Source organism: Candidatus Accumulibacter similis, assembly GCA_013347225.1.
GTDB lineage: Bacteria > Pseudomonadota > Gammaproteobacteria > Burkholderiales > Rhodocyclaceae > Accumulibacter > Accumulibacter similis.
Genome location: CP054595.1, coordinates 3,096,236 through 3,116,380, shown reverse-complemented (window position 1 = coordinate 3,116,380; position 20,145 = coordinate 3,096,236). Strand labels below are relative to the sequence as shown.

Annotated in this window: 11 protein-coding genes; all 11 read left to right on the top strand. The window is 72.5% G+C overall.

What is annotated here, in order from left to right; all coding sequences use genetic code 11:
• Positions 1 to 11 precede the first annotated feature (11 nt).
• The 11 genes from HT579_13665 to HT579_13615 are packed head-to-tail and all read left to right on the top strand — an operon-like array spanning position 12 to position 20,133.
• Positions 12 to 323: a hypothetical protein gene (locus tag HT579_13665; GenBank protein ID QKS29864.1), complete on the top strand. Its 312-nt coding sequence runs from the start codon at positions 12 to 14 to the stop codon at positions 321 to 323.
• A 22-nt stretch (positions 324 to 345) separates the two neighbouring features.
• Positions 346 to 657 (top strand): hypothetical protein, encoded by a 312-nt coding sequence (locus HT579_13660; GenBank protein ID QKS29863.1) that lies wholly within the window; start codon positions 346 to 348, stop codon positions 655 to 657.
• On the top strand, positions 654 to 1,631 hold the full coding sequence (locus HT579_13655) for a hypothetical protein (GenBank protein ID QKS29862.1): 978 nt from the start codon (positions 654 to 656) through the stop codon (positions 1,629 to 1,631). Before HT579_13660 ends, HT579_13655 begins: the two co-directional genes overlap by 4 nt.
• Before the next feature lie 46 nt (positions 1,632 to 1,677).
• Complete coding sequence (locus HT579_13650) at positions 1,678 to 3,630, top strand: hypothetical protein (GenBank protein QKS29861.1); 1,953 nt, start codon at positions 1,678 to 1,680, stop codon at positions 3,628 to 3,630.
• A gap of 16 nt (positions 3,631 to 3,646) precedes the next feature.
• A complete protein-coding gene (locus tag HT579_13645) occupies positions 3,647 to 8,671 on the top strand; it encodes a hypothetical protein (GenBank protein ID QKS29860.1) in 5,025 nt (1,674 codons plus the stop codon).
• Positions 8,672 to 8,675: 4 nt separating this feature from the next.
• Entirely contained in the window at positions 8,676 to 10,358 is a 1,683-nt protein-coding gene (locus HT579_13640) for a hypothetical protein (protein ID QKS29859.1), read from the top strand.
• Positions 10,355 to 12,313 carry an ATP-binding protein gene (locus tag HT579_13635; protein ID QKS29858.1) on the top strand — a complete coding sequence of 653 codons (1,959 nt, stop codon included), beginning with the start codon at positions 10,355 to 10,357 and terminating at the stop codon, positions 12,311 to 12,313. Before HT579_13640 ends, HT579_13635 begins: the two co-directional genes overlap by 4 nt.
• Positions 12,310 to 16,623, top strand: a complete 4,314-nt coding sequence (locus tag HT579_13630; GenBank protein QKS29857.1) for a DUF4157 domain-containing protein — start codon at positions 12,310 to 12,312, stop codon at positions 16,621 to 16,623. The genes HT579_13635 and HT579_13630 overlap by 4 nt, the downstream gene beginning before the upstream one ends.
• Complete coding sequence (locus HT579_13625; protein ID QKS29856.1) at positions 16,601 to 17,761, top strand: hypothetical protein; 1,161 nt, start codon at positions 16,601 to 16,603, stop codon at positions 17,759 to 17,761. Before HT579_13630 ends, HT579_13625 begins: the two co-directional genes overlap by 23 nt.
• On the top strand, positions 17,762 to 19,717 hold the full coding sequence (locus HT579_13620; protein ID QKS29855.1) for a DUF4157 domain-containing protein: 1,956 nt from the start codon (positions 17,762 to 17,764) through the stop codon (positions 19,715 to 19,717).
• The gene (locus HT579_13615) at positions 19,714 to 20,133 is read left to right on the top strand and encodes a hypothetical protein (GenBank protein QKS29854.1); all 420 of its coding nucleotides are present in this window, start codon (positions 19,714 to 19,716) and stop codon (positions 20,131 to 20,133) included. The genes HT579_13620 and HT579_13615 overlap by 4 nt, the downstream gene beginning before the upstream one ends.
• Positions 20,134 to 20,145 lie beyond the last annotated feature (12 nt).

Sequence of the window (20,145 nt, the reverse complement as noted above, 5' to 3'; positions counted from 1 at the left end):
AGGAGCCCGACATGGCCGATTTCATCATCAACACAGAAGTCAAGACCGACACCCCGACGGTCGAGGTCACGATTTCACCGAGCAACCCGCTGCCGCTTGGTCGCCACAGCTTTCGCCTGGTGGTGGTCGATGACTCGGGCAACAGCTCGATACCGGACGAGGTCGTCGTCATCGTCGCCGATTCGCAGAATCCGACCGCCGTCCTCTCGGCGCCGCGCAGCGTCGGTTTCGGCAGCAGCTTCAACCTCGACGGCACGCGTTCCTTCGACGCCGGCGGCGGTCGCGTGGTCAGCTACCTGTGGACCTACCTCGGGCAGCCGTGAGTTCCGCTCCGGAGTCGATGCCATGACGACCTTCGTCCGCGGCCGCACGCTCCGGACCAGCGACGCGACCGTGGTCGTCGACGCCGGTCTGGCCGTCGGCACCCACCGCTTCCAGCTCGAAGTCATGACCAGCGACGGGCGCCGCAGCGTGCCGGACATCGTGGACATCGCCATCGCGCGGGTACCCGTCGGTCCCGTTCGGCCGTCGCTGACGGGCGTTGCCGGTGGACTCGTGACGCCGGTCGTCACCCCTGCCGTCACGCCGATCCGTGTGCCCGGTCGACCACGCGCCAGCAAGCCGCGCAAGTCGGCCAAAGACAGGAGCGAAACATGAACAGCCCTCTGCGCCCGCCATCAGACGATGCGCTCTACGCGCTGCCCGACGCGACGCGTCCGCACTACGCCACCGGCATGCTGCTCGACGCGGTCGATTTCGCCGACGAGCAGACCTATCACCGAAACCGCCTGGCGCGGGCGCTGGCCTTTGCCAGCGGCGCAGGGGCGCGGCGGCTGCCACCGGGCGTGGACCCGGCGACCGCCGGCGCCAGCGGCCTCTTCGCCGGCGGTACCCTGGCGGGGCTGCGCGTGCGGCAGGCGCCGGCAACGGCGACGACCGTCGAGGAGATCCGCATTGCCCCGGGTCTCGCGGTGGATCGCCTCGGGCGTCTGGTGGAAGTGCCGCGCGCGGTGTGCCTGCGCGTCGACCGCTGGTTCGCTGGCGAACTGGCGCGCGACGGCGGCGACGCGTTGCGCCTGGCGGCGCTCGACGACCCGGGACGTTTCGCCAGCGCGCGGCTGCTCGCCGACGGACCGGCACTGGCGGCGCGGGCGGTGATCGCCGACGTCTTCGTCCGTTTCGTCACCTGCCGGCAGGCGCTGACGCCGGCCTTCGCCGCCGGCCCCTTCGATGCGCTCGACGCCGTGCAGACGGCGCGCCTGCGCGATGCCTACGAAGTCCATCTCGTGCTGCGCGGCGACGGCCTCGACGACGGCTTCAACGGCCTGCCGCAACAGGACCGTGACCTCTCGGCGCTTGATGCCGCAGCACGTCGTGATGCCCTGCACGACGCAGTCCTCGACGCCTGGCCCGAACTCGGCGGCGGCAGCGCGGTGGCGGGCGAGCTGGCACCACCGCCTGGCCATCCGCCGCGCCTCGATCCGACCGCCGTCTTTCTGGCACGGGTCTTTCTCGCGGTCGCGGCCGGTGATCCGCCGGCGCGCAATGGCGATGCCGTGGTCGACAACGGCGGCCGACGCGTGCTGCCGCACCTCGGCATGCTCGCCGGCGCACTCGGGCTGGGCGGATGAACAGCAATCACACTGGCGCGGCAAGTGGCGCCCTGGAGGACGAGTCATGAACCTGAGCACTGGCGAAAGCCGCGTAAATCTGGCACCCGACCAGGTGGCGTCACTGAGGACTGCCGGCGTGCTGATCGAGGACCCGCGCCGCGAACGGCCACGCTACTTCGACGGCCGCTTCCTGGCGGCACGCGATCTCACCCGCGACCAGGAGTACATCCTCACGCGCGAGGCTGATCTCGGCCAGGCGGCGGGCAGCGGCGTCGCCCGCGGCCTCGATGTCGACCGCGGCAGCGCCGGTGACCGGCTGACCATCGCCGCTGGCCACGGGGTCACGCCGGCTGGCGAGCTGGTCCTGCTGCCGCGCCCGCTCGAGGTGCGCCTGGCCGATGTGCCGCGCGCGCAGCAACTGACGGCGCGCTTCGGTCTCGGCAGGCGGCCGCAGCCGCCGTTGCGCAACCGCACCGGGCTGTTCGTGCTGGCGCTGCGGCCGGTCGAGTTCACCGACAATCCGATCGGTGCCTACCCGACGTCGATCACCGGCCAGCGCACCGTCGAGGATGGCGATGTCGTCGAAGCCACCGCCATCGTCCTCGTTCCGTGGCAGGACGATGGCGCCGCCGATGCCCTGCCGGCCCGTCGCGGGCGGGCAGCAGCGGCGATCTTCGCCGGCGACGGCGTCCGCGGCGTGTCGGCCAACGTCCTGCCGCTGGCCATGCTGGCGCTGATGAACAACGTCCTCGTCTGGGTCGACGAGGCGATGGTGCGACGCGAACTCGGTGCCGACCGTGCCGACCTGCCGGGCCTCGGCTATGCGCCGCGGGCGCTGCGGCTGGCACATCTGGTGCAGCATCAGGTGCACCTGGCAGACATCCTGGCGGCAAGCGGCGGTCGCGGCTTCGCCGCGCGCGAGAACTTCCCGCTGCTGCCGCCGGCGGGACCGATCCCGGCCGGCATGATCGACAGCCGCGATTTCACGCAGCGCTACTTTCCGCCCGAAATGGCGGTCGATTTCTCGATCATTCCGGAAGACGAGCTGCCGGCACTGGTCGAGGAGTCGCTGAGCCTGCCGCCGATCGACCTCGAGGCCTCTGCGGCGACACTCGAATCGACCTCGGTGCTGATCCTGGCGCCGGTTGCGCGGAATGAATGGCGCGCCGTCACGAACCGGCTGAGCAGCCGCATCCTGGCGCTGCGACCGGCAGCGATCAATCTCGTCGCGACGCGCAAGCCGCTCGAGATCCTGCAGCAACTGCGCATTCCGCGGCTGCCGCCGGTGATCTCGCCGGTCGACCCGGCGCAGGCCGAATGGGCGCGGCTGGCGGCGTTGCCGAACCTCTGGTTCGTGCGCCGGCGCAATCTCGCCTATCGCGACGACCTGGCCGGCGAAGCCATCCGTGTCGCCGGTCGCGACACGCTCGACCGGGCAGCGCCGCGGCTCGCGGCGCTGGGGCTCGAGACGGCGCTCGGGCGGCTGCTCGAACGGGCGACGCCGCGCGCCGCGCTGGAGATCGAGAGCCTCCTGGCGAGTCCGCGCTTCGTCGAATCGCCGACTCTGACCGCGGCTGCGCTCGGCGAACTCGGTCAGGCGCAGGCACTCGACCAGGCCGCCGTGCTGCGGGTGGCGGCCGATCTTTCAGCGCCCGGCGTCGGCGATGGCCTCAGTCGCCTCGAGCGTGCGCGGCCGGACACCTTGCCGAGCAAGGCGGCGCTGAAGGAGCTGGCGGAGGGCGGCGACTGGCGCACCGCCGATGCCGATGGCGCGCGGGCGCGCGGCTCGCAACTGGCTGCCATGGCGCGCAGCGTGCTGCGGCCGCAACCGGTACGCGGCGCCGAAGGCGAAGCGCCGGCAGCAGCGCCGGCGGCCGCTCGCCGGCGGCCGCCCGAAGCCGCCACCACGGCGGCCGGCGAGAAGGCCGCAACTACGCCGTCCGGCAAGCGCCGCCAGGCGGCCGCTGCTGCCGGCACGAGCGAGTCGACCGGCAAGACCGATGGCGGCGGGCAATGACTGAAGGAGGTGGACCGTGAGCATCACACCGATTGCCAGGCCCCTGTCGGGCGAGCACCTCGTCGGCCTCGCGCCGGAGGATGGCGCCGACGCCAGCCGCTGGTGGCTGCGCCGGCCGAACCTGTTTGCCGGCCGCACCCTCACCGCTCCGACGCTGTCCGGTCGCCAGGACTGGGCGGCGCGCCACATCGCGCTGCGCGGGCAGGCCTTCACTCCCGGGGTCGTGCGCGGGCTGGAGAGCGCATTGTTCAACACTGCCGGCGGTCTGGCGGGTACCCGCCTGGCGCTGATGCAGGGGCAGGGGCTGGCGGTCGACGGCGAGGATGTGCGCGTGCCGCAGGCGCTCGAGGTGGCGCTCGCCGATCTGCCGGTGGTCGCCGATCCGTCGGTCTTCGCCGGCATGGGCGGGGCGGGCGGCGGCGCGGGCAGCGTCGCCAGCAAGGCCGTTGGTCCGGCGCTCGGTGCAGTCGTCAGTGCGGCGCCGGCGGCGCTGCCGCGGGTCGGCATCCTCATTCTGCAGCCGGTGTCGGCGGACCGCATCGGCGAGTTCGATGCCACCGATCCCTGCGCCCTCGACGGCTGCGGCAACGACAGCGTCGTTGCCTTCGAGGACTGGCGGATCGGCGACGCGGCGCGGCTGCTGTGGTACGCCTGGCCGGAAGAATTCGTCAGCCTGCCGGCGATGCCGGCGGGCATGCCCGGGCGCTGGCGCAACGACCTCGCCTGGCGCGTGTTCGATGCCGAGGCGGCGCTCGCAGCCGACGCGTCGCTGCCGTGGGAGCTTTTCGGGGTGCCGCTCGGGCTGGTCGCCTGCGCTGACGACTGGACGCCACTGTTCCTCGACCGGGCCAGCGTCGTGCGCAGCGGCGGGCACGCGCGCTATGGGCGGATCGCTGGCGCCGCTGGCGGTCTGGCGATCCACTGGCGGTTGCCGGCATTGTGGCAGGCTCGCCTCGAGCAGCTCGCCGAGCAGATTGCCGCCGCGGGTGAGACGGCAGCGGATGCGGCGACGCTGGCGGCGGATTATGCGCGTTTGCCTCCCTTTGGCCTGTTGCCGGCGAACGTGGTCGATCTCAGCACCTTGTCGAGCGGCTTCTTTCCGGGCAGTTTCATCCTCGATGCGGCACCGTTGCCGAGCGAGCAACTCGACGCCGCACTGGCGGAAGCCGCCTCTCTGGCGCCTCTCGACCTCGGGCTCGGCGAGCGCGTCCGCCTGCTGGTACCGGTGCCGCAGTCGGTATTCGAGCCGCGCCTGCTGATCCGCGAAGTGATCGATCCCGAGTTCGCCGCCACCCTCGCCGAGTTCGTCCTGCGGCGCGCGCGTGCGCTCGGCGGCAGGCAGGGGCTGCGCACGCGCGCTTCGGTACTGGCGCGGGCGATCAGCGGCAACGCTCTCGTCGTGCCGGCGATCGGCGAAGATGCCGAAGCCCTCGAGGCCGAGTCGCTGGCGCCGTGGGGGCCGCCGCCGGCCGGCGGCGGCCATCGCTCGTCGCTGCGCGGCGGCACGCACCAGCATTTCTTCGAGGCGGCGACCGAGACCCTGGCGGTGGCAACCGGCGACCGGCTCTTCGCCTGGGTCCATCTCGACCCGGAGAACCCGCCGCGGACGCTGATGCTGCAGTGGCATGCCGGCAACTGGGAGCATCGTGCCTACTGGGGCGAGAACCTGATCGCCTGGGGTGCCGATGGCAGCGCCGGGCGCATGCGCGCCGGTGACCTGCCGACCGCGGGCGAGTGGGTGCAGCTCGCGCTGCCGGCGTCGCTGGTCGCCCTCGAGGGGCAGGTCGTTGACGGCATGGCATTCACCCTGCAGGACGGCCGTGCCGCGTTTGCGATGAGTGGTGCCGTTGCCGCCAGCGGCGCGGTGAAGAAATGGTTCTGCAGCGTCCTGCCGGCGGGGGCGATCCAGAATGGCGACGAGCGCTGGGAGTTCATGACCCACAACGACCTCTGGGCGCCGTTCGAAGTCTCGACAACGGTGCTGCCGGTCGACGGCAGCGGTGCGCCCGCAGGCGGTGGACATGTCGAGCCGCCGATGCCGGGGCTGCACCAGCACTTCTTCGAGAATGCCGGCGCTGCGTTCACCGCTGCGGCCGGTGAGCGGCTCTACGTCTGGGTCTACGTGGACCCGAACAACCCGCCGACACAACTGATGCTGCAGTGGCGCAGCGGCACGAGCTGGGAGCACCGCGCCTACTGGGGTCTCGACCGCATTGCCTGGGGCAGTGCAGGAACGCCGTCACGGCGGCGAATCGGTACGCTGCCACGCCCGGGCCGCTGGGGGAGGCTGGAGGTGCCGGTCGATGCAGGCAGTGGTGTCGACGTCGCAGGCGTTGCCCTCAACGGCATGGCGTTCACCTTCTTCGATGGCACCGCAGCCTTCGGCGCGGCGGGTGCGCTGAGTACGGCCGGAGTCGAACGACCCTGGTTCTCGGGCTCGCTGCCGGCCGGCGCCGCGGCGCGCGGCGTCTGGCGCTTCCTGCAGCCGCGCGACCTGCGCGCGCCGACGACGGCGGGGGTGAACGGGCAGGTTGCGGCAGCGCTCGCACTCTACGACGATCCGGCGCTCGGCCACCTGTCGGCGCAGGAGCGCTACCAGATCTTTGCGCGCGGCCTCGAGGGCTTCATCGCCTACCTCAAGAGTCGCGCGGACCGCGCCGACGATCTCGTCGACTACAGCTTCGTCAAGGTGCAGACCGATATCTACCGCGTCCGCCAGTTGGTGCTCGGCACCACCGCGGCGACCCGGCTGGCGATCTCGCCGGCTCTTGCCAGCATCTCGCGCGCCGAGACGGCAGTCGCCTCGAGCGAGCGCATCGCCGGCTTCTTCGAGGAGCTGAAGGGCGCTTCGCTGCAGCCCCGGGGGGAGATCGCCGGTGCCGGTGGCGGACCGGCGCCGACGGCCGCGTTTGGCGGTGCCGGCGCGTTCGGTTCGACCGGCAGCATCTCGACCGCGACCGCGCCGGGCGGCGACGCCAGGCGACTGGGCGGTCAAGGCTTCAGCCTCGCCGCCGGTGAGGCACAGGAACTGCGTCTCGGTGGTGGCCGCCAGGACATCCTGCTTGGCGGTGGCGGCAGCGAGAACCTGCAACTGGGCGAATCGGCGAACCTGCGCCTGGCCGAGACGACGCAACTGGACAACAACACGATCGCGCGCAAGACGACGCAGGCCGAGCTGTTCTCGAGCGGCAGCAGTTTCATGCCCTACGACATCACGCATGCCGCGCCGCTGGTTGGCAAGGCCGAGGTGCGCACGCTGAGCATCGCCGAACGGCTCGAGGCACCGAAGGCGAACGAGGCCAAGGACTACACGACGTCCACGCGGTACGAGGCGGTGCGCAGCCTGATCGCGCTGGCCGACACGCTCGAGGGCGAGGACGGCGGCGACAGCGCGGGGCTCTTCGACGGCATCCAGTTCAATGGCGTCCGCGGTGACCCGGCGCTGTTCTTCGAAGCGGAAAGCGAGCTGAGTGGCCCGAACGCCCGCCCGCTGCCCATCGTCGACAGCGACGATGCGCAGGAGCAGGCGACGATCAACGGCCTGCGTCGCAGCCTGCCGCTCGCCACCGTCCTGCGCCAGCGCTGGCGGCTGCCGCTGATGCTGCAGGCGCCGCGGCGCAGCAAGATCGACGAATCGGCGTATTTCGCCGACGGCGCCGATCTCTCCGACAACACGGTCGCGCTGATGCGGCAGCTCGAAGGACGCATCAAGCTCTACCGCGACGCCATCGGCCGCAGCCAGGCAGTCCTTGACGGCCTGCGGCTGCAGGCGGTGGCGCTGGAGCAGCGGTTGCAGGCGGTCGGCGAGACGCTTGCCGAGGCGCGCCACGACGTTTCGGTGACGCGGGCGCTGATGGCCGAGGAAGAGGCACGCCTGGCGGCGATCAACGATCGCCGGGCGCAGGTCCTGCGCGAGCACGTCCACTTCATCGCGTACCAGCGGCCGCGTGAGGCCGAGCTGATCGTCCAGGCACCGCTGCGGCAGCTCGACCCCGGCCTGCTCGAAGCGCCCGTGCCGGCCTGCCTCAAGGCGCACCAGGAGGCGCCGGACGAACTCGCCGACCTGCTGGCGCTGGTGCGCGAGGCACCGGCGCGCTGGTTCGTCGCGCTGCCGGCGCTGCTCGACCGGCTCGATCGCGTCGACCTGTTGCTGAAGACCATGCAGTCGGCGCAGTTGCGCAGCCAGATCATGGGACTGCGCGTCGCCGCGCAGCCGCTTGCCGCCACCACGGCGCGCGGCGTCGCCGCCGCGATCGGTGCGCTGCAACGGCGGCAGCTCGCCTCGGTGCAGCAACTGCGGGCGGCGGCAACGCGCATCGACCCGGTGCTGATCGGCCGCATGGGTTGGCAGGGGGCGCGTGCCGAGGCCGAAAAGGTGGTGTCGCTCGGCGACCTGATCGACGGCGAACATGGCAGCGGCGCGGTGGCGAGCCAGGCAGCGACGCTCTTCGAGCAGATTTCGCGCATTGCCGCCTGCCTGCACGAGGCCTTCTCGGAGGTGCTGCCGTCGATCCGTCTCGACTGGGCCGAGCGCCTGTCGCAGTTCGACGCCGCGCCGCGGTTGCGCAACCTCGCCGGCCTGCCGCGCTGGGGCGAACTCGAGTACGAGACGCGGCGGCAACTGCAGGGTTACGCCGACTGGCTCTTCGGTCAGATGAAGCTGGGTGAGCAGGATGGAGAGGGGCTGATCAACGACCTCGTGCACATGTGCCTGCTGCTCGCCAGTCACGCGCCGGTAAACCGCATCATTGCCGGCCGCCTGCCGGCGCCGGTGACGGCCGCGCCCGGGGTGCGGCTGCCGGTGCGCGTCAGCGATGGCCTCAAGCTCCGCGTCGGCATGCAGGCGCTGCTCTACCAGGCCGACCGGGTGGTGGCGCGGGCGCGGGTAGACGACCTCGGCAGCGGCGAGGTGCAGACCACCGTCCTGCAGGTCGATGGCAACCGGCTCGAGCTGGCGGCCGAGACACGGGTGCAGTTCGTCGCCGCCGACAGCCCGGTGGCGATGAGTACGGCGCGCCTCGCCAGTGTCAAGATGAGGTAGGTCGATGCTCGCCGAGCGCAGCGTCCGTCGCCTGTCGATCCGTGCGCCCGACGCTGCGCTGGCACGGCGCGGCGCCTTCCTCATCGAGGACGCGCTGCGCACTGCCAGCCTGCCCGGTGAAGGCGGCGAGCTGGTGCTGCTGCGGCGGCTGCGGCTGCCGCCCTTTGCCGGCACGGCATCACCGCAGCAGGTGGCGGGGCAACTCGCGGCTGCCTGCCGGACGGCGGTGGCGATCGATGGCGCGCTGCTCGGAGATGCCCGTCTGGCGGCGGCAGAGGCCGTTCGTTTTGCCGATGCGCTGACGGCGCATCTGCTGCTGACCCGACTGATCCTGACGCGGGCCGCGCGTGCGGCCTGGTGCTGGCCGCTGCTGGTCAGCGGCTACCGTCCGGCGCTGGACGGTGCTCAGGCCTTGCGGGCAGTGGCGCTGTCGCTGGCGGCGCTGCCCGAAGCCCCGGCTGCCTTGCCGCGCTGGCTGGCGCTGCTGTTGACGCACGACGACGGCGCCTGCGCGCGCCTGCTGCTCGCACTCTCGCCCGGCGACGTCGCGATTCTCGACGCGGCCTGCGGCGAGGCCGTGGCGCCGGCAAGCGACGCGTCGCCGCAGGCCTGGCAGGCGGCGCTCGATTGGTCGCTGCGGCAGCTCGGCAGCGACGATCAACGCCACCTCTGGCTGGCACGATTGGCACGGCGCTGCGGCAGCCCGTCGGCGTCGCGGCCGGCGACGGACGCGCTGCCGGATGCCGGGCAGCGAGCAGCGGCTCCGGGTGTCGCCGCAGCGATCGAGGGCGCCGCGGCACGCCGGGACGCAGATGACGCCGTTGCCGCCACCGTGTGCGGTCTGCCCACCGGCACGAGGAGCGAGACGACCGCCAGCAGCACCGCCGGTGACACCATCGCCGGTAGCGGCGATGATCGCCGGGATGACGGCGACGGCGACGGCGGTGCGGTCGCCCGTCGCGAGCGGCCGCGATCGCCACGCCGGCCGGCAGCAATCGGCGGCGCCGACAGTGGGACTGCGGCTACCGGTGGCGGGCCGGAACGCGCTCGGACCGATCGCGTGCAGCCGCCGCTGGCGGACGCGCCCGGCTTCACCGCGCGTCCGACGAGCGCGGCCGCAATCTCCGCCACGAGCCGGACGCCGGCCGCCAGCCGGCCGGTAGCGTCGCCGCCGGCAGCAGGGCCGTTGGCTCCCGCGGCTGCCGCCTTGATTGCGGGCGGTGAAGGAATCGCCCGCCGACAACCCACTGCCGCCGGTGGCCTGCTGTTCCTGGTGCCCGTGCTGCGCGGTCTCGGTTTCGCCGGCTGGCTGGCGGAGGACGCCGCACGACGCGACATGCCGCAACGGATCTTCGTCCTGCTGCTGCGGCGGCTGTCGGTCGACGGCGACGACCCGATCTGGCTGTTGTTCGGGCAAGCGCTCGATCCGGACGTTGCGGCGGATGGCGAGGCCGCGCGCTGGCTGTGCAATTGCCGCGGGCATCTGCGCCGGCGCGTCGGCATCGGCCTCTGCAGTCTCGTCTGCCGGCCGGCGCGGCTGTCGCTGACGCCGACGCACGCCGATGTCTGGCAGGATCTGGATGCGGTCGACCTGCGCCTGCGGCGCGCCGGTCTCGACCTCGACCCGGGCTGGGTGCCGTGGCTGGGACGCGTGCTCCGCTTCCATTACGGGCGGGACGCCTGGTGAACCGGCCGCCGACAGTGGACAGCGACACGCAGCGGTCACCGACGCTGGCGGAAATCGCCTTCGCGCTGCTCGCCGACGGCGGTGGCGGCGAGGACTCACCGGAGGCCGTCTGGCTGGCGGGCCACGCCGCTGCGCTGGCGATGCGGCAGGGTGTTGGCGAGCCGCGGGCGGCGGTGTCGGCGTGGAACGGCGCGCCGCCCGCCGTGGACCGCCGGCTGCATGCGCTGGCGGTGCAGCAGCGACTGGGCCTTGCCGAGACCCTGGCGCTGGCGCTGGCACGCGAGTCGGAACTGCTGCCGATGGCGGCGCGGGCGCTGATCTGGTTGCAGCATCCGGTTGGCGAGGCGCGTCCGACGGTCGGACTGATCGCCAGCCTGTGCCAGCGAGTCGGCGTGCCGGACGCGCTGTCGGCGCTGGCCGACGGGCCGGCACGCAGGCATGGGTTGCTGCAGTTGCAGCCCGACGAGCGTCCGCTGTGCGAACGCAGCGTGCGCGTCGCGCTGCCGCTGCTGTTTGCGATCGACGGTCGGGACGGACATTTCGACGGCGTCGATACCGATACCGCGGCGCTGCCGCCGTTGCCGCCGTCAGCCGTCGCCGAGGCGCGGCGACACGCGGCCGGACTGATCCGCGACGGGGTGCGGACGCTGTTGATCCGCAGCGGGCAGCCACTCGAGGCGCGCGCTGCGGCGGCGCAGGTGGTCGGCGCGATGGGCGCCCGCGTCGCGTTCTTCGAGGGCGAGGCGGCGCCGGGTTTCGCTGCCTGGCTGTGGCTCGGTGGCCGCCTGCCGGTGTGGTGCGTGTCGCTGGCGCCGGGCGAGCGGCGGCGGGCGCCGCGCATTCCCGGGCACGACGGGCCGCTGCTCGTCGCCTGTGGCGCGGACGGCAGCGTCGAGGCGGGCGCGGCCGTCGCACAGTGGCGACTGCCGGTGCCGGCGGCGGCCGAGCGCAGCCAGCTCTGGCGTGCCGCGCTCGGCACGGGACCGGCAGTGGAGACGATCGCCGCACTCGCCGCGCACCACCGCCACGCTGCCGGGCGCATCGCCGAGCTGGGGCAGGCGGCCCGCTCGGCAGCGGCGCGCCTCGACGAAGAGGTGGCGATCAGCCATGTCACGCAGGTGGCGCGCAGCGGTGTCGGCGCCGACCTCGGCGCACTGGCCGAACTCCTCGCCGACGACATTCCGGACGAGGCGTTGATCCTGACGCCGCTGCTGCGCAACTCGCTCGACGCCCTGCTGGCCCGTTGCCGGCAGCGCGACACGCTTGCCGAAGGTCTCGGCGCGGCGGCACGGACGCGTTACCGGCCTGGGGTGCGGGCGCTGCTGGTCGGACCGTCGGGGACCGGCAAGACGCTCGCCGCGAGCTGGGTGGCGACCCGCCTCGGACTGCCGCTCTACCGCGTCGATCTTGCCTCGGTGACAAGCAAGTACATCGGCGAGACCGAGAAGAACCTGTCCGAACTGTTCGCCCGCGCCGAGCACGCCGAGGTCGTCCTGCTCTTCGACGAAGCGGATTCGCTGTTCGGCAAGCGCACCGACGTCAAGGACGCCAACGACCGCTTCGCCAACCAGCAGACCAACTACCTGCTGCAGCGGATCGAGAGCTTCGAGGGAATCGTCCTGCTGACCAGCAACAGCCGCGCGCGCTTTGACTCGGCATTCACGCGACGGCTCGACGCGATCATCGAGTTCCCCGCGCCCGGTCCCGAGGAGCGGCGCGCGCTGTGGCTGGCGCATCTCGGTGAACAGCACGGGCTCGACGCCGCCACGCTGAATCGTCTCGCCGCCGCCTGTGACCTTGCCGGCGGCCACATCCGCAATGTCGTTCTCGCCGCCGCCGCGCTGGCGCGCCAGCGCGGCACGGCGCTGGATGAGGTGGCATTGCTGGTGGCAGTGGCGGCGGAGTATCGCAAGCTCGGCAAGTCGCTGCCGAGCGCGATGTCGGTGGCAGGATGAACGGCCTGCAGACGGTGCTGCGCAAGGCCGGCAGCGAGTCCGCCGGCGTACTGCCCGGCAGCGGCCGCGAACGCTCGCCTGAGCAGCGCGAGCAGGCGGGAATGCCGCGATTTCTTGCGCATCCCGCGCTGCAGGCGAAACTCGAGGTCGGGCCCGAAGATGATCCGCTCGAGCGCGAGGCGGATGCGGTCGCCGAGTCCGTCCTGCACGACGCGTCGGCGCTGCCCCGTTTTCTCTCGTCGGCGCCAGCGAACACCGGCGCGGCTGCGCAGCCGCTCGGCCAGCCGGCCGTGCGGCGCAAGAGCCTGCGCGCCGACCCGCCGGACGATCGGCCGGGGGAGGCGAGTGCCGACCGGGGCGATAGCGTGCAGCCCCTGCTGCCGTCACTGCAGACCCGCATCGAGGCAACGCTCGGTACGGACCTGGGTGAGGTCCGCGTCCATCAGGGGACGACGGCGGCCGACGCCAGTGCACGGCTCGGCGCCCGTGCCTTCACCCACGGCCGTGACGTCTGGCTGGGGGAGCGGCAGCGCCCGGACGACATCTCCCTGATGGCGCACGAGGCGGCGCACGTCGTGCAGCAGCGGCGAGGCGATACGGCGATACGCCGCGCCCCGGACCAGACCGCCGGTGCCGGCGCGACGCCGGCGCACGCGGCAGGGCAGTCCTTCGCCTTCTCCGAGGACGAGATGGCGTCGCGACTGGCGGCAACGCCGGCGGCAGGTGCCGATGCGGCGGCAACGACCGTCGAGTTGAACCCGGGGACCCGCTCGACGCTGACCGAGGTTGCCGACGCTGGGCAGCGCGACGAGGGCGAACCGGTGCCGGAGGAAGCGGCAGAGGCGGATACGGCCGACGCCGGCGATGGCGACGGGGGCGCAACCGGTAGCGGCGGTGAAGACGCGGGCGCTGCGGGAGACGGCGACGGGGCGCTGCGCGCGGGCGCCGCGATGGCGGACGCCGCGCCGCGCCGGCCTGTCGAGCGGCCCGGTCCGGCGGCCGAGTTCGAGAGCCTCGTCGGCGAAGAGGTCGCCGCCTATCTCGAGGGAAATCTCTCCGACGAGCGCATTGCCGCGCTCGACCCGCAGACGCGCGCGCTGCTCGATGCGACCGACGCGCTCGGCGACCGCCAGCTCACCGACCCCGAGGCAAGTGCCCTGCAGGGACTTGCCGGCGAGGGGCTGCAGGCGGGTCCACCGCGCACGGGCTACGAGGCCGAGCCGTTGTGGTTGCGCACGCTGGCGACGATCCGCGACGTCACCGGCCAGCTTGGCGGCATCGTCGGCATCATCGGGCTGGTCGCCACCGTCAGCGGTTTCATCCTCAGCCTGCTGCTGCCGCCGGTCGGCGCCTTCCTGCTCACCGTCGGCCGCTTCTGCGACGTGGCGGCACTGATTCTCGACGGCATCAGCCTCGTCCTCGGCATCATCCTGACCGGCTACAACTACTATCGGCTGAAGAACGAGACCGATCCCGAGGAGCGCCGGCGCCTCCTCGGGATGGTCCGCCAGGATGCGATGGGGACGGTGATGAGTGCCGTCGCCGTCGCCACCGCAGTGGCACCCGGAGCGGCACGGCTGCTTGGCCGCAGCCGCGTCGGGCGGCTCGTCGGCCGCGCCGCGCGCGGCGCGGGCAGCCGCGTCGCCGGCGCCGCCGGTCGCCTGGCGGCGCAACCCGGCCGCATCGGGCGGGCGGCAGCGGCGGTGGGTCGCGCCGGCAGCGGCGCCGCGGGCGCGGCGCGCCGTGCCGGTGCCGGTGTCTCCGGGCGTTTCCACACCTTCATGGGGCGGACGCGCGATTTCGGGCTGCGCACCGCGCTGTCCACGACCGCCGCCGGGCGGGCGGCGCGGGCAATCGGCCGCACCGGTTTCGGCCGCGTCGCCGGGGGCGCTCTGGGCGCGGTCGGCGCGCGCGCACGGGCACTCCTCGGCAGCGCGCCTGGCCGCCTGCTGGGCGGGGCCGCGACCGCCACTGCCGGCGGGCTGCGTCGTTTCGGTCGCGGCGTCGCCGGTTCCGCCGTCGGACGCTGGGTCGCCGGTTCGCGACTGGGGCGCCACGCCGGTCGCGTTTACGGTGAGAACCTCGATCTGGCACGGCTGTTGTTCGCCCGTTCGGAGCGCGCACACCACGGCTTCGTCGGCGGGCGGCTGCGCGCCGAGCTGGCCGGGGCGCAGAGCACCGGCGCGCTGACCGAGGCCGCCGCCCGCGCCCGTCTCCAGTCGAGCATGCCGGCTGCCGACTTTCCGGAGATCAACTTCAACGATCTGGTGTTGCGTACCGACCCGGCGACCAACCGCCTGCTCTTCGGACGGCCGGGTGACCGCCTGCAGCGCTTCCTCGATGGTCTGCGCCGCAACGAGGCGAGCACGATCAACAACGCGATGGCAGCCAATCCGTCGCTGAGCGACGCCGACCTCGCGCGACAGCTGAATGCGCGACCGAACGCGCCGGCGCAATGGACCGAGGCCGAGATCGCGGCCTTCCGCCAGCAGGCGACACGCAGCACGGTATACAAGACGCCGCATCACACCATCTCGGTCCTCGACGCGCCGCATGTCGCCTACGATCCGCGCTACATCCAGCTCGCCAATGCACCGCTCGTGACGCCGCGCGGTACGACACGGGCGACTTCGCCGTGGACGGAGTTCGGAACACGCTCGGCACGCCGGCCGCCCGGCGGCAGCGGTGCGCCGCTCGACGTTCCGTTCATCCGCACCACCGCCGAGGCCGAGGCGCTCGCCCGCGGCGGCCCGGCTTTCGGTGCCGGCGGCCCGGCGCCGGCACCGCTGACCGGAACTTTCGACCCCGACTATTTCCGCAGCGAGGCCTTCTTCGAAGCGCTGCGCCGCGAAGGCAATACCGGTATCTGGGTGAACCCGAACGATCCCTCGCAGCGTCTCCTGTTCGACGCCCATTTCGTCGCTGGCCATCGCTGGCAGACCGGCGAGGCGGGTGCGCGTGCCGTCTTTGGTCCGACGGTCGACTTCGCCGACCGTTTTGCCGGTGCCGTGCCGCGCACGCTGCTCGACCGCTCGGTCGCCGGCATCGGCAGGCTCGCCGTTCGCGGCTCGGAGGACGTACAGACGCAGAGTCTGGCGGTCGGCGACTGGATGCTGGCGCAACTCGGCTTGCCATCGGCGCCCGGCGCAGCCGGTGAAGAGGCGGCGGCGCGCAGCGCCACCGATTCCGGATCCGCGGGCCGTGAGGAAGCTGCTGCGGCGATCCCCAGTGCCGCCGCCGACGAGGCTCCGGCGGCAGGCAGCGGCGACGGGTCGCCGGTGCTCGACGACTCGCTCGTCGCTGCGGACGGCAGCGGCGGCACCGGGGCGCCCGGCGCAGCGTCAGCATCACCCGCACAACCGCCGGCGCCGGTACCCTGGAGTCCGTCGGCACTGGTGTCGATCCGCGAGCAGCGAACCGACATCGCCAGTGCGATGGAAGCGGTGAACGACTACGTCGCCGAGACCGTTGCCGCCGAGCAGCACAATGTCGCGGCGCGCGCCGCTGCCGCAACGCTGCAGGAGCGCAATGCCGGGCAGGCGGGCTTTGCCGGTGCCGAGCGCGAGACGGTGGCGACGGAGCAGGGCAAGCTCGAGCAGGCTTCGGCCTCGCAGCAGGAGATGTCGGCGCAGGGCGCCGAAGCCTCGGGAGATGCGGCACGCGGCCAGCAGCAGGCGGATGCGGTCCAGTCCGAGGGGCAGGGGGTCAGTGTCGAGGCCAAGCCCGAGGAGCCGCGTTCGCGCAGCTGGCTCGAGCGCGCCTGGGATGCGACCGCCGGTGCGCTCTGGGATGGCCTCGTGGCGCCGGCAGTGCGGGCAGTGCGACGCAAGGTCAATCAGGTGATGCAGTCGATCAACGAGTTCATCATGGGCATGATCAATCAGGCACTCGGCCTGGATGAGATCGAGGCGGAACTCGACGGCGGCGGGCAGGATATCGCTGCGCGGAGCGGCAGCCTCGACGAAACCGATGCCGGTCTGCAGGCGGTCGGCGAGCAGGCGAGCGAGGAACAGGAACGCAATCGCCAGTCGATGGAGCAGGCGGAGGCGAACATCGACGATTCGCGCGCGACGCGCGCCGATGCGCTTGCCCTGCAGGACGATCTGGCCGCCCACGATGGCGTGCTGGAGGCCGAGGAAATGGCGGGACAGGGCTACATCGTCGACTTCGCGGCGACCTACCGGCCGTACTTCGTCGCGACCGGCGAAGGCGTCACGGCGTTGCCGCCGGGCGAAGGGTCGGCCAGCGAGTCCGGTGGCGCAGGCGTGGCCGATGAAGGTGAGCGCGATGAAACAGCCCTCGTCGCCTGATCTCGAGCAGTCGACCGCTCGCCTGCTGGGCGATCGCCTGCTGGACGTGCCGATCACGCGCGCCCGTGGCTCGGCCCGACTCCGCCTGGCGGCCCTGCTGCGAGCGGCATGCGCGCACCCGGTGTTCGCGGGCTGGCCGACGCCGGTCGACGACTGGCTCGACGAGGCCGCGCTGCTGGCGGATGAGGTGGCCGACGCCGATGCCCGCGGCCGCGTCCTGCTGCGCCGCGCGGTCGTCCGCATGCGCCGGCTCGATCTCGATGCCGCGCTCGACCTGGTGCAGCAGGCGAGCGACGCCAGCGACGCGCCTGCCGGCGAACTCGCCGCCTGCTGCGCGATCAGCCGCGTGCGCGTCCTGCTCCGCCAGCAGCGGCTGGACGACGCCTGCCAGGCGCTGCAGGCCATCCCGCTGGCACCGCCGGGTGACGCGTCCGGTGCGCTCAGGCAACTGGCACTGGGCGAGTACCACATCGAGGCAAACGAGGTGGCCGCCGCGCGCGCGCCGCTGACGCAGGCGCTGTCGCGCCTGCCGCCGGAACTCGTCGAAGAGCGCATCCAGGCGAGCCAGTCGCTTGCCTTCGTCTTCATCAGCCTGGTCGATCTGCCGCGTGCCTTGCGGCGCCTGCAAGAGGCGCGGGCGATGCTCAGGGGCGCCGCAGCCTGGCGCGAGGTGATCCAGATGGATGTGACGCTGGCCAGCCTGCTGGCGGCGCGCGGTGAGCACGCCGCCGCGCAGGCGCTGTTCACCGAGGCCGCCGAGCTGTGCCGGGTGCATCCGCAGCCCGAACTCGCCATCCTGATCGATCTCGGCAGGGCGCGATCGAGCGCCGCGCAGCAGCAGGGCGACGAGGCGGTCGCCGCCTGCCTGCGGGCGGCGAGAGGCTATGCCGAACAGGGGAACCTCCTCGGACTGGTGAGCATGGTGCTCTTCATGGCCGGCATCCAGACTGCGGGCCAGGCCTTCCCCGAAGCCTACCGGACGCTGGCGACCGGTCTCGCGATCGCCCGGCACCGCCGCTGGCCGGCGGCCGAGGCGGTGTTCCGTGCGCACATCGATCGCCTGCGCGATGAACTCCTCGGGCCGCAGCGTTTCGACGAGATGGTGGCACGCATGGTGCGCGCGATGAGGGAGCGATAGATGACCAGGACTTACCGCCGCAGCGGTGGCGAGGCGGTCCGGCGGAGCGCGTCCACCGCGGCACCGCCGGCTGTCGTTGCGCCTGCGCGGCAGCCGATGGTGCCGGCGGCGCACGAGGGCGTCCCGCGATTTCTTGCCGCGCGCGGGGTTCCCGTCTCGCAGCCCGGCGACGCGGGCGAGCGGCGGGCCGAGGCACTCGCCGCGGCGGTGATGGCGCCGGCAGGATGTGCCGGCTGTGCGCCGCTCGCGCCTTGCGCCAGTTGCGCCGCGGGCGTGCAGCGCTCGGCCGAGGGCAGCGGCCCGCAGTCGGCGTCGTTGCCCGGCCTGGATGCGGGGCGGCCGCTCGATGGCGCCACGCGCGACTTCTTCGAACCGCGTTTCGGCCGCGATCTCGGCGCGGTGCGCGTACACAGCGGTGCGCCGGCGGCGACGGCGGCACGCGCGCTGTCGGCGCGTGCCTTCAGCTTCGGCAACGATATCGGTTTTGCCGCCGGTCGTTACGAACCCGGGTCGGATTCGGGGCGGCGGCTGCTTGCGCACGAGCTGGCGCATGTGGTGAGTGGCGATGCCACCCGGACCGTTGCCCGTACTCCGGACGCCGGCGCCGCCGCTGCAGCTGCCGCATCCATTCCGGATGCGGCAGCTGCAGCGGCCACGGGCGGACCGACCGATGCCGGCGTGCCGCTGCCGGGCGGCGTACCGGCAGCGCCGACGCCGCTCTTCGATCGCCTGTTCGGCTCCTGCCTGACGCCCGAGGAGGGCGCTCGCCGCGATGCCTTCGCGCTGCGCCGCATGCACCTCGAGCGCTACATTCCCTCGACCACCTTCGGCATGTTCGACGCCGATTACTTCCCGCTGTTCGGACTGATGCCGGTGACGGTGAAGATGAAGTTCAATTTCGTCGCCGCCGACAATGCGCCGGGGGTGTTCGACGTCCTGCGGCGGGCGCTGGCCGGCGAAGACATGAGCCGCTTCTTCTGGAGCGACAGCGAGAAGGCCGATTTCAAGCGCGATTACATCGGCCGCGTCAGCGCGCGCTGGAGCGCGCAGCATGTCCTCTGGTCGAGCAAGCCGTGCTGGGATTTCCGGGCGATCCCGCTGGTGACACCGGTGGAAGTCGATGACGACGCGGCGGCGCACTACGTGACGACGGTGCACAAGAGCCCGGGGCCGGGGATCGACTACAAGTCGGCCACCAGCGACCCCGACCCGGCGCATCCGGAACGGCCGGCGACCGCCGACCTCTACCAGTCCGACGTCCGCGAGGAGCCGGACTTCAACAGCGGCAGCGTCGCCACCACCGAGCGGCAGCGGCTGGAGACGGCGCTGGCGGCAGCGGCAGCGTCGCCGGTGCTCTTCGCCAACGATTCGGACGTCATCGAACCGGCAGTACGCCCGGCGCTGACCGCCTTCGCCAATGCGGCGCGGCAGAAGAACCCGTCGGACCCGCTGATTCCGCTCAAGGTCGACGGCTTCGCCAGTCGCGACGGAGAAGCGACGCACAACCAGGGCCTCTCGGACCGGCGTGCCGCCGCGGTCCGCAGTTTCCTCGCCGGCCTCGGCGTGCCGCAGCCGATCGGTGTTCTTGGCCACGGCGCCGTCGGTAGCGCCGGCGATGCCGGCAACCGTCGTGCGGACATCTCGGTCGACCACAGCTTCGAGACGACCTATGCCGCCAACCGCTACTCGGTCGGCGAGCACGAGTTCGGCCACATGCTCGGCCTGCCCGACGAGTACCAGAACAACACCAGCGGCACGCTCGGCACGCAGCAGACCCTCTATTCCGGCCTGGTCACGGCGGCCGGGGTACCGGGGCCGGCGGTCTGGGGGGTGAGGACCTCGAGCCAGATGTCGAACGGCATCGATGTGCTGCCGCGCCACTACGTCACCCTCTGGGAAGCGCTCGGTCGCATGACGGCGCCCGACATCGCGCAGTCCGAGTGGCGCATCGGATGAACACGACCGCTGTTGACGGCCCGCCGCTGCGTCTCGAGTTCCGGCGCATCCAGGCGATCTCGAGCCGCGGCAACCAGCGCATCCGGGTGACTCCCGCCGGCGAGCTGTTCGCCTATCTGGAGCAGCGCGACTGTCCGTGCGGCGAGGACTGGAGCGCTCCCTGGCCGGACGAACCGCTGCGGCGGCTGTCGCCGGCCGAGCGGCGGCAACTCGCCAGCACGCTCATCGGCAGCGGCTTCCTCGAGTTGCCGCGGCAGATCGTCGCCGCCGGCCGCGACGGCTTTCGCGACGAGATCGATGCCGCTCTCGGCGCGCGGCGCCATTCGGTGAGCATCGAGCGCGCGCCAGCGCCCGCCGCCTTCGCCTGCCTGCGTGCCGCCCTGCTGGCGCTCGCCGGACCGCCCTTCAGCGCCTGAGGGGAGGATAAT

Excerpts from the sequence above, each read along its gene's own strand:
- HT579_13620 (QKS29855.1), top strand. The coding sequence starts at position 17,762 with ATGACCAGGACTTACCGCCGCAGCGGTGGCGAGGCGGTCCGGCGGAGC.
- HT579_13630 (QKS29857.1), top strand. The coding sequence starts at position 12,310 with ATGAACGGCCTGCAGACGGTGCTGCGCAAGGCCGGCAGCGAGTCCGCC.
- HT579_13625 (QKS29856.1), top strand. The coding sequence starts at position 16,601 with ATGAAACAGCCCTCGTCGCCTGATCTCGAGCAGTCGACCGCTCGCCTG.
- HT579_13665 (QKS29864.1), top strand. The coding sequence starts at position 12 with ATGGCCGATTTCATCATCAACACAGAAGTCAAGACCGACACCCCGACG.
- HT579_13650 (QKS29861.1), top strand. The coding sequence starts at position 1,678 with ATGAACCTGAGCACTGGCGAAAGCCGCGTAAATCTGGCACCCGACCAG.
- HT579_13660 (QKS29863.1), top strand. The coding sequence starts at position 346 with ATGACGACCTTCGTCCGCGGCCGCACGCTCCGGACCAGCGACGCGACC.
- HT579_13615 (QKS29854.1), top strand. The coding sequence starts at position 19,714 with ATGAACACGACCGCTGTTGACGGCCCGCCGCTGCGTCTCGAGTTCCGG.
- HT579_13640 (QKS29859.1), top strand. The coding sequence starts at position 8,676 with ATGCTCGCCGAGCGCAGCGTCCGTCGCCTGTCGATCCGTGCGCCCGAC.
- HT579_13655 (QKS29862.1), top strand. The coding sequence starts at position 654 with ATGAACAGCCCTCTGCGCCCGCCATCAGACGATGCGCTCTACGCGCTG.